Raw genomic sequence first — 12,194 nt, 5'->3', positions numbered from 1 at the left:
GGGACAGCTCATGTCACAGTCACTTCATCTTGGCAGCGTCGGCAATGCCGCGCAGCAGCCGGCCATGCGTCGCCTCAACAAATTGCCGATCATCATCGTGATGGCCATCGTCGTCACTGTACTCGGGGTTATCGTCATTGGCCTTTCCTGGCGCGGGATCTCGTTCAACCGTACCGGCAATCTCGGCGAGGCCTCCAATGCTCCGGCCACAAGCTTCGGGGATCGGCTCAAACGCGGTGTCACCGACGGAATTATCGGCGAACCGGAACAGCGGGAAGTGTTTCAGCCAACACCTGTCATCCAACGCCAGGAAGAAACACGCGAGCGGCCGAAAGAAGAAGATGTCGCTATACCCGAGCGTCACAGCACCCGGCTCGAACCAGAGGGCGAGTGGAAAGCGCGGCTGAAACGGGAACAGGACGAGCAGATCATCCGGGAAGCGCAGCGGCAACGAATGGCGCGGCTGCAGGCTCGATCCACGGCCCTTGAGTCACCATTGGCTGTCGATGTCAGCGACGTCGGAAAGAACCCCGACACGGCCGATGCACAACGATCTGTCTCGCCCACTGGATCGAACAACGCCAACGATTTCTATGCCGCCGCAGCGAAGGCAGGGTTCCCGGGCGCAAGTGGTGACCAGAATGGACAGGCAGCCAAGGAAGACTTTTTCAACCAGGACATCAAGGACCTCGGATACCTGCCGAATGGGGTCGTACCCCAGGTATCGCGCTTCGAACTGAAGCGCGGGTCGGTTATACCGGCAACACTGATCACGGGGCTGAACTCGGATCTACCCGGGCGTATCACAGCGCAGGTGAGCCAGCACGTTTACGATAGTGCCAGCGGATATCGCCTACTCATCCCGCAAGGCGCCAAACTGTTTGGGCGTTACGATTCAAAGGTCTCGTTCGGGCAGGAGAGGGTTCTGGTGGTCTGGACTGACCTGATCTTCCCGAATGGATCGACACTGCAGATCGGCGGCATGGCCGGCACCGACGCGGAAGGATATGGCGGCTTCAAGGACAAGGTTGACCGCCACCTCTGGCGCACATTTGGATCCGCAGCACTCGTCGCCGTCATCGGCGCCGGAATCGATATGTCCCTGCCGGAAAGTTCTTCATTGGCGACGCAGGACACGGCATCCGATGCGGTCAGACGGAACTTTGCGGAAACGTTTGGCCGAGTGGCGGAGCAGACCATCTCGAAAAATCTTGACGTCCAGCCCACCATCATGATCCGGCCTGGCTATCGCTTCAACATCATGGTCGATCAGGATATCGTCTTTCCGTCGGTCTACCGGTGACTCCCCCAGATGATGAAACGTGACAATACCCCTGAAAACGTAGGGGCTCAACCTATGCGATCACGCAATTGTGCGCCGCACACGTCAAATAATTGATGACGTGTCATCTTTCTGTTATTTACCAATAGGCGGGCTCCCGATGGGATGCTCGCATACTTCATATTCCCGTGGCCGACAGAGCATTTCGGCCAACTGCTGTTGATTAAATCGTTCAGGCGAGAAATCCCCGGCATATCTCGGTGATCTCCGCCAAACCAGGGCAATGACATCCTGATCCAGGTCTCCCAGCCGTTGATGGATGACCCAGCCGCTAAAAACGAGGGGTAATAAGCCGTGAATGAAAGCGCTCGCTCACTCATCGACCTGATCGATGTGGCAGATGACCAGAACATGATCGCAAATGTCCTGCAGACCTTCAGCAAATCGTGGGGGTATGAGCATTTCTCCTATCTCCAGACGGAAGGGTCGGAGGTTAAAACCGTCAACTCCTACCCACCGGAGTGGCAGGACAGATATCTCGAAAACGAATACGCAAAAATCGATCCCGTTGTGGAAGAGGCCAAACGCAGGCGGGAGATGTTCTCCTGGAGTGCGGACGACTGGCTTGATCGGCGAGGGCCGGAACTGCGTAGGTTCCGTGACGAAGCGATCGGTCACGGCATCCGCACCGGCGTCACGATGGCGATTGAAGGCAGCTATTGCTCAACGATCATGCTGACATTCTCCTCCGGCAAGAAAAGGGAGGAGATCCCCCAGCTTTTCGATCCCATAGACGGACTGCGCGTCATTCTTGCGGTACATTACCGATTGGAACATGTTGGTGCCCGGCAGGCGATAGCACCCAAGCAGACCTTGTCTGCCCGCGAAAAAATGTGTGTCAAATGGGCAATCAAAGGCAAATCTTCGTCCGACATGGCAGTGCTGACCGGTCTGAACATCAGAACAATCCAGCACTATCTGGACAATGCTCGCCAAAAGCTCGACGCCCGAACACTGGCGCAACTGGTCGGCTTGCTCAAAGATCGGGGCTGGTGCTGACCGCCTGATCCGTTTCGTCTTCCGGGACGTCCGGAACATAACCGAGTGTGTCGACGAGCTCTGACAGCTCTTCCTGAAGCTGGTCGGCCTTATCCTGGCGAGCGAGATACTCGTCCTGCATGGTCTGCAAGACCATCGCGGAAACTGTCGTATCCTCGCTCGCGCGCACCCATTCCTCATAGACCAGCTGATCGGATTCGATCTGCCGACGGTGCGCGCGGATTTTTTCGATCGCGAGTGCTTCGAGAGATGCCCTGTCCATCACGCCCAAGAGAAGCTCCACTTCCTGCGAGCGGGCGTCGATGCTGCCCATTGTGTCCGTTGACGTAACGTTGCGAGATGACGGATGTCAAATCCTACGGTTGCCGCGTGGCCCATATTTCATGTTTGGAAGCATGGATCATTGTCGTGAGCCAAAACGCGGAAAAACCAGTTGGACAATAGCACGCCTCCTGTCGAATCGGAACTATAGTTCCTAGTCGGATCGTTCGGATTAGCGTTCCGCTTTCCGCATGGATCTCAACGGGATCATGGCGGTGAACTTGCGTCGTACCCGTCATGGCGTGAACATGTCGCAGGAGGAATTGGCCCATCGCTGTGGCCTGAGCACTCGTTATATCGGCGATATCGAACGCGGAAAGAAGAGTGCGTCGCTGACGGTTCTCGGGCTGATCGCCGATGCCTTGGGTACCGACCCGGTGGAACTCATCACCAGGAAACCCGAGCAGGATGGCGATTTGAGCGGCTAGAGGCCGGCTCATGGATCGACACCGATCCTCGACAGATCGACCCTGATGCCCGGACCTTCCTGTACCTCAGCCTTCCGTCGAGCCGAGGAAGGTCGAACTTCATCTCCGAAGAGTTCGACCTGCTCACTCTGCCCTCCAATCAGGAACGTCTGCCCGCCCGGATCCTCTTCAAGGAAAACCTTCTGCCCTTCGAACACACCACTTTTCCAGGCAAGCACAGCATCCTCGAACAGTTGCGGCAGAACCTGGCTGTCGGTCGGATTGCCATACCACCTCGTAACAATGCGTGCGATCTTCGCGAATATGGCAGTCCCGGCGCGCAGATTTTCGCAAGGGTCGAAAGGCTTCCCACTAAGCTCCTCGCTTCTTCCGACACCGTGGCCGACTGGCGTTTGCGTGATGCCGACACGAACTGTAGCCATGCCAGCGTGTTGCCTCACAATGCCGAGCGCTTCCTCAGCCGTCGTTGGCTTCGGAACGAGGATAGTTTTGTCCCCCCAACGAACGGTGATCGCCAGCGGATCATCCGATCCGGCCACTTCGACAAACCGTTCCACGATGGCGGGCGTCAGGCTGGGATCGGCACATTGGGCAATCAGCGCGGCATCGAGCATGGTCTATCCAATCAGGTGTTGAAGGACATCACGAGGGGTTTGTCGAAGAGGCGCGCCCAGGCCTGCGTTGCCGCGCGCTGGATGGCGACGATAGAGGTGCCTGTCGTCCACCAACCATTACCGACAGCAATGATGATGTCGGGATCATGGAGCATGGACTGCAATACCGGCCAGACGATCAGTTGTTCGTAGCAGATGAGCGGTGCAACTCTTATTGAGCCTGAAAGAACCGCAGGATTGGCGAAAACATAGGCGCGAGCTCCAGCGCCATCATCTATCAAGCGTGACCACGGCTGCCACATGGCGCCCGGGACGGGCATGCGCTCACGATAGATGATGTCAGCGCCTGCTGCAGTGATGCGCACCAGCACATTGTCATAGCCGCCCTCGTCAATGGCTGCTGCGCCGGCAATAATGGTGATGTCTGTGTGCTCGAGGGACTTCTGCCAGAATCGGCTCGACGTTGGCGTCCAGAACCCGAGCGCACTTTCAGGAAACACGATAACAGCCCCCGGCGCGTGTCCTTTTGCGAGGGACACGAGTTGTTGTTGCCATTGCATGCCCTCTTCGCGCCCAAGAGAGGCGCCCAGATGAAGATCAACGCCCTGCCAACCGGCCGGAGCAATCGGCGGTGTCCAATGGATGGCAGACCAGATCCAAAGCCCACAGAGAACCGTTCCTGCGATGAAGCGACAGCGCGTGACCATCAATGCCAGGCCAATCAGCATCGCCATCAGCCCGGTCCAGCCCCAACCCGGGAATATCGCGCCGGCAGCCGTCACCGGATGTGCCCAGCCGAGAATTCCGGCCAGCGGGACGGCCATCATCGCACACGCCACGAAATATCGCAGTGACAGGCGCAGGGCGGTCGTATTGGCCCAGCTCAACGCGTGCACACAAACGAACACGGACGATGCAGTCACCCACAGCAGCAGGCCCGGAAAAAGTTCGGACGCGTAGAAGTTTGCTACGCCCTGCGGCAAACCGCGTGAAGCAGCCAGGAAATAACATGCGGAGATAAGGGCCGCCTGCCAGCGTGTCTGCGCGCCGGACCACAGTGCCGAGAAGACGGCTGCGACAGGGAGAAGAAGTACCTCGCCACTCCAGCCTATCCATCCGCAAAGAGCAGCACCTCCCAGCAACAATAACAGGTGGGGGCGGTCACGGTGCATAGGTGATCAACTCCTTCGCCAACCCCAGAATGTTGTTAATGGGCAGCGGGCCAAAATAGCGGGAATCAAAAGATCCCGGAAAATCCGAATGCAGATAGACTTGGTCCGCACCGACCTTTCCGCCAGCATAGGGGTTCAGTCGCCGGCGCTTTCCGTCCGTCGACGAGAGGCGAGAATGCGCGAGGACCTCTCCATCGATACGAACCACCTCGCCGATCTCGACGACCTGGTCGGGCAATGCCGCCACAGTCTTGATCAGCGGCGCGTTGCCACCTTCGCACAGACCGAAACGAAGGTAGCCACGAGATCGTGCCTCTTGCATATCCGCCGAAATTGGCGGGCAGATGAACAGGATATCGCCACGTTCGACCGGGCGATCGAGCCTGACGATCCGCCAGAGCCCGAGGGGCTCGCTTGGCGTTGTATTGAGCCGCAAGCCGCCGGCAAATCCGGCAACAACCGCGGCAAGCGTGAATAAGCCGGACGCGCAGAGCAGGACAAGACCCGGTCGCGTTTGTCGGGCGGTAGACAAGACGTCGTGCGCTTGGTTGATCATTTCAGAGCCAGTCCTTTTGTCTGGGTCTGCCGCATCGTTTCCGCCTGGGAAAGCGCCGTTGTCGTTCGCTCGTGAGCGGCAAGCTGCTGCACCGTTCGGATCATGCTCCACGCGGATCGCAGCTCGGCCTTCTGTGCCGGGTTCATTCCAACCGACAATCTCTCGAACGTCTTGCCGACCGCAGTCTTTGCCGCGAGCGGAAGGAAGGTGCGCTCCCCAAAACGCTCCGTTGCGATCCTGGCAAACCCTTCGAGTTCGGCTTTCACCATCTTGTCGACCAGCGCGTATTCGAGGCCTGCAGGAAGATCGTTGCGGTCGATAGCGTCACGGACCCGTTCCAGGGTTTGCCTTGCTGCATCCGAGAGCGCCGGGATCTCGATGGCGATCTTCAGCCTGGTGGCACGAACCTCTGCCTCATATTTCTGTGACGCCTCCTCGCGCTTGTGCAGATAGGCCTCGAGATCGCGGGCCAAGGCCGGAACATTGACGAGTGCGGTTTGCCGGGCATCGCTCTCGGCCTTTCCGGCGAAAAGACCGGTCTTGCCTTTCAGCTTTCCAAACGTTTCAGGTCGCTCTGTGATCGCCTCGAGCGTTGCCGCTGCGGTCGCGGAGTTGCCGATCATGGCATGGACATTCACCGCGTCGAATGCCGACTGTGGATCGGCGAAGACCAGATGAAAGCGCGCCGAGACGTCCTGCCATTGGTTCTTTAGCGCCGGATCCGCCGAGACCTTATCCTCGACGGCTTGCTCCAATGATTTTGCGAATGACGAAATGCCGGAAACCATGAGTGTTTTCTCCTCTACGGATACGGAACGGATCCGTGTTTCGGTGTCTTTCCCAGTGTGATGCTGCCGCTTTCCCGCTGGCATTGGGCCCAATCCAAGCCGTGTTCCGATGGCCGTGAGCCGCGAAGCGAGATCGGTGAGCTTCTTCTTTTGACGAACCGTCCAATGCAGGCGGTCGAGCATGAGCGTGCGAGCAACATTCAGCAGATGAAGACCACGCGTATCCGCAAATCGAAGCGCTGCGCGCAGCTCGGAAACGCTCTGGTAATCCAGTGTTGTTTCCTTCGATGCGTCGCGCGACAGCCGCTCGTGCATCCTGGCCATGGCCAGGTCCGCCAAGGGCACAACCTTCCAGGAATTGCGTTGGACAACGGTGCCATTCGGCAGCTTGATGGGCGTGGCTTTGACGTGTTCGAGACCGATACGATCGCCGATCACGACATCCGTCTCATCCATGGCGCGCGCAAGATCGACACCCCAGATGGTGCGTTCGTCGCCATCACCATATCCGAGCGTGACGAAGTAGCTGTCGCGGTTCTCCGGCTTGTGCTCGAAGGGCGCTTCACCGTGATCGACCAAAACACCACCACGCCGGTGCGCAAAATCTTCCAGCCCGATATAGAGCTCCGCCGTCTCCCGGTGGCGCGTCATGGCGACATAGGAGAGATGCCGATCCATCGTGCTCGATGCCAGTACCTTGACCCGATCGACAGTAGCGCCCTGGCTCTTGTGGATGGTGGTGGCGTAGCCATGATCGACATTGGCGTAAAAGTGCTGATCAATCGTGATCTGACGGCGGTCTTCGCCGCTTCCGATCTCGGCGACAAGGTGACCGGCTCGCGCATCGGTAACGCGCGCCAGCATTCCGTTCTTGACCCCGAGCGAGCCCTCGTTCTTCAAGAAGATGATCTGGTCGCCGGCTGCAAACAGACGGGCACCGTCTTCCGTCTCGAACGCACATCCGTTATCGACCAGGCTTCGTTCAACGAGTCTGGCGCGCGCCATCTCGTTCAGCATTCGGACGTCGCGACGCCGATGCGCGAGGATCAGCGAGGTCGTTTTTGGATCATAATTCCGGTCCCAATCATCGACCAAAGACGCAATCGCTTCGTCCCGGCTCCAGGCCGTCCGTACCATACCCTGTTGCTCGTAGGCGCTCAGCGCTGCCGAAACGTTTCCCCGCGCTAGATCGAGCGACGCGTCCCGCATCCACTGTTCGCGCTGGCGATAAATCGTGTCGAGTTCCGCGTAGCCGATACGCTCCGCAATCGCCCGGAATGCGGCGCCCGCCTCGATCGGCTGCAGTTGATCGGGATCGCCGACCAGAACCAGCTTTGCACCCGACAACGCGGCCGCTTCCACGAAGCGCGCCATCTGCCGGGAGGATACCATCCCGGCTTCGTCGAGTACAAAGACCGTTCTTTCATCCAGACGATCCCGCTCCTGGTCCCACCGCAGCTCCCATGAAGAAAGCGTGCGCGATGCGATCCCCGCTTCCTTCTCCAGACCTTCAGCGGCCTTGCCGGCGAGGGCGCCACCGACGACGCGATATCCGGCCGACTCCCAGGCTTCACGGGCGGCGTGCATCATCGTCGTCTTGCCGGCGCCCGCGCGCCCGACGATGGCGGTTATCCGGCTACCGCCGGCCACATGTTCGATGGCAGATTTCTGCTCGTCCGATAGGTGCTCCTGACGCTTGAACGTTCGTTTGAGGACCCGCGCCGAAATCAGGTGAGAGCGCTGTCGGGCGAGCCATAACGCTCGGTTGGCCATCTGCGCTTCGATGCGAACGAGATCACGCGTCGTGTATTTGGCGTGAGATCGCGCACCCGTCGCAAACGAGATCCGTTCGCGATCCAGACACAATGCAGCGGGATGCTGCAGAACCCGCACCATCAGATCCGTGAACAATGCCGGATCGTCGATGTAACGATAGAGGAGCTTGGCGATATCACGCTCGTCGAACACGCTCTTTTCGCGGGTTATGACATCGATGATCAGACCGGGGTCGCGCTCGATACGGTGGGCGTTTATCTCACGGCGCTCTTCCTGCAACTCGATCCGCTCGAGCTTCATCTTCCCGGCATGACCGCCCTTTACTGCTGCATCCGCCTTCCGATCGATCGCTGCCGTGCCCACACCAAGATGGATCGTCGGCTCGAGTGCGATGCCCTGTTTCTCGAACGATCGACCATCGACACGAATATCGAGGCCTGCAAGTGCAAGATGGTGGTTCTGGCAGGCAAACCAGTTGTCCCTGAAAGTATTGAAATCTGCGCCATCGCCGGCCCATAGCTGATAGACGATCTTGCCTGCGTCATTGCGCACGGGATTGCCGTTCGGGCCGAGTACCGCGATCTTCTTTCCGCCAAAGCCATCTTCGGTCAGCGGCCGCAATGTCATCATCAGATGGATATGCGGATTGCCCGGAGTGTCATGATAGACCCAGTCGGCCACCATTCCCTTGGGTTTGATGTGCCCTGCCACGAAGTCACGCATCAGCTCGATATTTTGAGCGGCAGAGAGCTCGATGGGCAGGGCAATGGTGACATCCTTGGCCAGTTGTGCGTCGGCCCTTTTCTCGAAACCTTCGACTGTATTCCAGAACGCTTCCGACGCCCCGGAGACGGACCGGTCGCCGATCAAGGTTCGAAGCCATTCAGGCGCGTCTTCTGGAATGACGAACTCCTCGTGCAGCAGACCCTGCTTGCGCGTGTAGTCGATGGTCCGGGCCTCACGGTCAAATTCCATCCTGGCGCAATGGCGATACGCCGCCGACATGACGGCACTTGCGCCGCGGCCGCGGGTAACGATGCTGACGGAAAAATGCGGGACGGCCACGAGTAGAGCTCTCCTTCAGAACAAAATCGACGGGTTCGAGGAGTGCGGAGGCCCCGCCAAGGCGCCAAAACTGAACGTCGCGTCAGCGACGTATAATTGCGCCGTTCCGGATCCGCTCTCGTCGAGCGGTCGGATGATTGACCAAAGCATCGCCCATGGCGATTGCAGAATTTACCCTAGTGCTTCGCACCCTGCGGTCTGGAAATCTGTGGCTCATGCCACCGCTTTCCAATCAAGGGAGACTGACGGAATGAAAAAGCCATCCTCGAAAATCCGCGATGAGATCGCCAAGCTACAGGACCAGCTTAAAGCCGCCGAAACACGCGAAGCCGAACGGATCGGCCGCATCGCTCTGAAGGCAGGCCTGGGCGAACTCGAGATCGATGAAACTGTAATGCTGTCGCGGTTCGAAGATATCGCCGCAGACTTTCGGCCAGGTCGCGGGACGGCGAGAGCTGTTTCGGACGGGAGGGGGAAAGGAGCAGGTCAACGCGAGGATGCAAGCTCGGCGATCCCGCCTGGCCCGGCTTCGAGCGGCAGTGGTGAGGCTTGATCGCATGGCCAGGTCATCGATACTGGATGCACGCAGGAAGGATACGCGCGAGAAAATTGCGCTTGGCGGCCTGATCGTCAAAGCAGGCCTGCGATACGAGAAACGTGCGCTTCTTCTCGGTGCGCTGATCGACCTCCGTCACCGCATTAACCTCGACGAGAACGAGCGCGCGCGATTGATCGCCATCGGGTCGGAGGCTTTTGGCAATGACGATCCGTAAACTCACCGCCTTCGTTCTGCCGCCAGTTCTGATGATGGCAGCGTTCGCCGGGCTGACGGGATTGGAGCAATGGCTTGCGCGCTTCGGTGCCACAGAAGCCGCAAGGTTAACGCTTGGGCGGATTGGTATAGCATTCCCCTATCTTGCGGCCGCATGTTTGGGTCTGATTGCGATCTTTGCGTCGGCCGGATCGGCAAACATCAGAATCGTCGGATCGGGCACCGGTGCTGGATGCCTTGTCGTGGTGCTTGCCGGCGTGGTTCGCGAAACAATGCGTCTGGCGACGTTCTCGCATGCCGTCCCATCAGGCACGTCCATCCTTTCCTATCTCGACCCCGCCACAATGATCGGGGCAGGCGGTGCGCTGATGGTTGGTGGTTTTGCAATCAGGGTCATTGTGATGGGCAACGCCGCATTCGCGCGGGCGGTACCGAAACGGATAGCAGGCAAGCGTGCTATCCATGGAGATGCCGGTTGGATGACGCTCGCCGATGCACAAAAACTGTTTCCCGGAACCGGCGGCATTGTGATTGGAGAGCGTTACCGTGTCGACAGGGACGACATCACGGGACGACCATTCCGGGCCGATGACCGGACAAGCTGGGGCAAGGGTGGCAAGACTTCACTCTTATGTTTCGACGGATCATTCGGTTCGTCGCATGGCATCGTTTTCGCCGGCTCGGGTGGTTTCAAGACGACGTCGGTGACAATCCCGACCGCTCTTAAATGGCCGGGAAATCTGGTTGTCCTCGATCCATCGAACGAAGTTGCACCGATGGTGAGGGAGCACCGGCGCAAGTCAGCCCGCACGATCATAGTCCTCGATCCGCGCAAGCCGCACACGGGGTTTAACGCACTCGACTGGATCGGCAAGTTCGGCGGCACGAAGGAAGAAGATATCGCAGCCGTCGCAGCCTGGATCGTTAGCGATACGGGGCGTGCCACCGGCGTGCGTGACGACTTTTTCCGCGCGTCCGGCCTGCAACTGGTCACCGCTATGATCGCCGATGTCTGCCTGTCCGGCCAGACGGAAAAAGAGCAGCAAACGCTGCGCCAGGTCCGCGCCAATCTGGCAGAGCCGGAGCCGAAACTTCGCACCCGCCTGCAGGAAATTTACAACGGCTCCCAATCGGAATTCGTCAAGGAAAACGTTGCCGCTTTCGTCAACATGACACCCGAAACATTCTCGGGGGTCTATGCCAATGCGATCAAGGAAACGCACTGGCTGTCCTACAAGAACTATGCGGCACTGGTCTCTGGCGACGAGTTCTCGACGGACGACATTGCGTCCGATAAGACCGATGTCTTTCTCAATATCGACCTCAAGACCCTCGAGACCCATTCAGGTCTTGCCCGGGTGATAATCGGCGCACTGCTGAACGCCATCTACAACCGGGATGGAGCAGTCGAGGGACGAACGCTTTTCCTTCTCGATGAAGCGGCTCGGCTCGGCTATATGCGCATTCTGGAAACGGCGCGTGATGCCGGCCGCAAGTACGGCATTTCACTGACGATGATCTATCAGTCGATCGGTCAGTTACGCGAAACCTATGGCGGCCGTGACGCCTCCAGTAAATGGTTCGAGAGCGCCAGCTGGATCTCCTTTGCGGCGATCAATGATCCCGAAACAGCCGACTACATTTCGCGCCGCTGCGGCGTGACGACGGTCGAAGTTGATCAGGTCAGCCGCAGTTTTCAATCACGGGGATCATCACGAACGCGGTCCAAGCAACTGGCAGCACGACCTCTTATCCAGCCGCATGAAGTCTTGCGCATGCGCACTGACGAACAGATCGTTTTCACCGCCGGCAATCCGCCGCTCAGATGTGGTCGCGCCATCTGGTTTCGCCGCGAGGATATGATCCACTCGGTCCAGGAAAATCGCTTCCATTCATCCGTTCACGAATGACATCGCCGGAACGGATCATGTTTCTTCTCCATAAACCGCCAGCGGCGATCGCCCAACGGGACGCCGATATTTGGCTGGCTTTCACCGAGCCTCCTTGAGGCGCGCACTGTTAAAATCGAAACCCTTTCAGGGAGTGGGAATGTGACGGATATTTATCCAGTCACTGCTCTTGCGTTCAAACTATACAAGGCTGACGATGCAAAAGTGTCTGCCTCTTCTGAGGCAGACACTTCAGACTGCTGACAAACCCCGTCATTTTTTGGCGGGGTTTTGTTTTACGCTGGCCACCGTGTTTGCCGGTCGCGTTCGAATGAGGCAATGAAGATCCTTCTGCCTCATGCCATGGCTGGCTGGGAGGCCCTTGTGAGGGCGATTGCGATCTTCTTGATGTTCTGGGCTGCGGCTGCCATGAGGCATTGGCATGCCACACGCGTCAGACTTCGGAATTTGG

11 protein-coding genes are annotated in these 12,194 nt (G+C 58.6%); 6 read left to right on the top strand and 5 right to left on the bottom strand.

The features are described from left to right. The first annotated feature begins 10 nt into the window (after positions 1-10). Together trbI and J2T09_RS16590 are read left to right on the top strand one after the other, a co-directional pair. On the top strand, positions 11-1,303 hold the full coding sequence (trbI, locus tag J2T09_RS16595; RefSeq protein WP_306836652.1) for an IncP-type conjugal transfer protein TrbI: 1,293 nt from the start codon (positions 11-13) through the stop codon (positions 1,301-1,303). A gap of 333 nt (positions 1,304-1,636) precedes the next feature. Continuing rightward, on the top strand, positions 1,637-2,341 hold the full coding sequence (locus J2T09_RS16590; RefSeq protein WP_306836650.1) for an autoinducer binding domain-containing protein: 705 nt from the start codon (positions 1,637-1,639) through the stop codon (positions 2,339-2,341). On the opposite strand, the gene J2T09_RS16585 is transcribed toward J2T09_RS16590, so the two are convergent. Beyond that, entirely contained in the window at positions 2,319-2,654 is a 336-nt protein-coding gene (locus J2T09_RS16585) for a transcriptional repressor TraM (protein ID WP_306836648.1), read from the bottom strand. The genes J2T09_RS16590 and J2T09_RS16585 overlap by 23 nt on opposite strands. A 199-nt stretch (positions 2,655-2,853) precedes the next feature. On the opposite strand from J2T09_RS16585, the gene J2T09_RS16580 reads away from it, so the two are divergent. Next, positions 2,854-3,090 carry a helix-turn-helix domain-containing protein gene (locus J2T09_RS16580; protein WP_153353951.1) on the top strand — a complete coding sequence of 79 codons (237 nt, stop codon included), beginning with the start codon at positions 2,854-2,856 and terminating at the stop codon, positions 3,088-3,090. An 8-nt stretch (positions 3,091-3,098) separates the two neighbouring features. Here J2T09_RS16580 and J2T09_RS16575 read toward each other — a convergent pair whose 3' ends face one another. Genes J2T09_RS16575 through traA form a run of 4 tightly spaced genes read right to left on the bottom strand, consistent with a single transcriptional unit; the run spans position 3,099 to position 9,061 of the window. Then, on the bottom strand, positions 3,099-3,704 hold the full coding sequence (locus tag J2T09_RS16575) for a conjugal transfer protein TraH (protein ID WP_306836643.1): 606 nt from the start codon (positions 3,702-3,704) through the stop codon (positions 3,099-3,101). 11 nt (positions 3,705-3,715) lie between these two features. Then, complete coding sequence (locus tag J2T09_RS16570; RefSeq protein ID WP_306836641.1) at positions 3,716-4,876, bottom strand: conjugal transfer protein TraB; 1,161 nt, start codon at positions 4,874-4,876, stop codon at positions 3,716-3,718. Next, positions 4,866-5,432 (bottom strand): conjugative transfer signal peptidase TraF, encoded by a 567-nt coding sequence (traF, locus tag J2T09_RS16565; RefSeq protein ID WP_306836639.1) that lies wholly within the window; start codon positions 5,430-5,432, stop codon positions 4,866-4,868. Before traF ends, J2T09_RS16570 begins: the two co-directional genes overlap by 11 nt. Beyond that, a complete protein-coding gene (gene traA, locus J2T09_RS16560) occupies positions 5,429-9,061 on the bottom strand; it encodes a Ti-type conjugative transfer relaxase TraA (protein WP_306836637.1) in 3,633 nt (1,210 codons plus the stop codon). Before traA ends, traF begins: the two co-directional genes overlap by 4 nt. A gap of 250 nt (positions 9,062-9,311) precedes the next feature. On the opposite strand from traA, the gene traC reads away from it, so the two are divergent. The 3 genes from traC to traG are packed head-to-tail and all read left to right on the top strand — an operon-like array spanning position 9,312 to position 11,743. Continuing rightward, a complete protein-coding gene (traC, locus tag J2T09_RS16555; RefSeq protein WP_306836635.1) occupies positions 9,312-9,614 on the top strand; it encodes a conjugal transfer protein TraC in 303 nt (100 codons plus the stop codon). Between the two features lie 4 nt (positions 9,615-9,618). After that, positions 9,619-9,834 (top strand): type IV conjugative transfer system coupling protein TraD, encoded by a 216-nt coding sequence (traD, locus tag J2T09_RS16550; RefSeq protein WP_306836634.1) that lies wholly within the window; start codon positions 9,619-9,621, stop codon positions 9,832-9,834. Next, positions 9,821-11,743 carry a Ti-type conjugative transfer system protein TraG gene (gene traG, locus J2T09_RS16545; protein ID WP_306836633.1) on the top strand — a complete coding sequence of 641 codons (1,923 nt, stop codon included), beginning with the start codon at positions 9,821-9,823 and terminating at the stop codon, positions 11,741-11,743. The genes traD and traG overlap by 14 nt, the downstream gene beginning before the upstream one ends. The last annotated feature ends 451 nt before the right edge of the window (positions 11,744-12,194 follow it).

The organism is Neorhizobium huautlense (assembly GCF_030811685.1).
In the GTDB taxonomy this organism is placed as follows: domain Bacteria; phylum Pseudomonadota; class Alphaproteobacteria; order Rhizobiales; family Rhizobiaceae; genus Neorhizobium; species Neorhizobium huautlense_A.
The sequence above is the reverse complement of the archived record's forward strand: the minus strand, read 5'-3'. Positions and strand labels throughout refer to the sequence as shown.

Excerpts from the sequence above, each read along its gene's own strand:
- trbI (WP_306836652.1), top strand. The coding sequence starts at position 11 with ATGTCACAGTCACTTCATCTTGGCAGCGTCGGCAATGCCGCGCAGCAG.
- J2T09_RS16585 (WP_306836648.1), bottom strand. The coding sequence starts at position 2,654 with ATGGGCAGCATCGACGCCCGCTCGCAGGAAGTGGAGCTTCTCTTGGGC.
- J2T09_RS16580 (WP_153353951.1), top strand. The coding sequence starts at position 2,854 with ATGGATCTCAACGGGATCATGGCGGTGAACTTGCGTCGTACCCGTCAT.
- J2T09_RS16575 (WP_306836643.1), bottom strand. The coding sequence starts at position 3,704 with ATGCTCGATGCCGCGCTGATTGCCCAATGTGCCGATCCCAGCCTGACG.
- J2T09_RS16570 (WP_306836641.1), bottom strand. The coding sequence starts at position 4,876 with ATGCACCGTGACCGCCCCCACCTGTTATTGTTGCTGGGAGGTGCTGCT.
- traF (WP_306836639.1), bottom strand. The coding sequence starts at position 5,432 with ATGATCAACCAAGCGCACGACGTCTTGTCTACCGCCCGACAAACGCGA.
- traC (WP_306836635.1), top strand. The coding sequence starts at position 9,312 with ATGAAAAAGCCATCCTCGAAAATCCGCGATGAGATCGCCAAGCTACAG.
- traD (WP_306836634.1), top strand. The coding sequence starts at position 9,619 with ATGGCCAGGTCATCGATACTGGATGCACGCAGGAAGGATACGCGCGAG.
- traG (WP_306836633.1), top strand. The coding sequence starts at position 9,821 with ATGACGATCCGTAAACTCACCGCCTTCGTTCTGCCGCCAGTTCTGATG.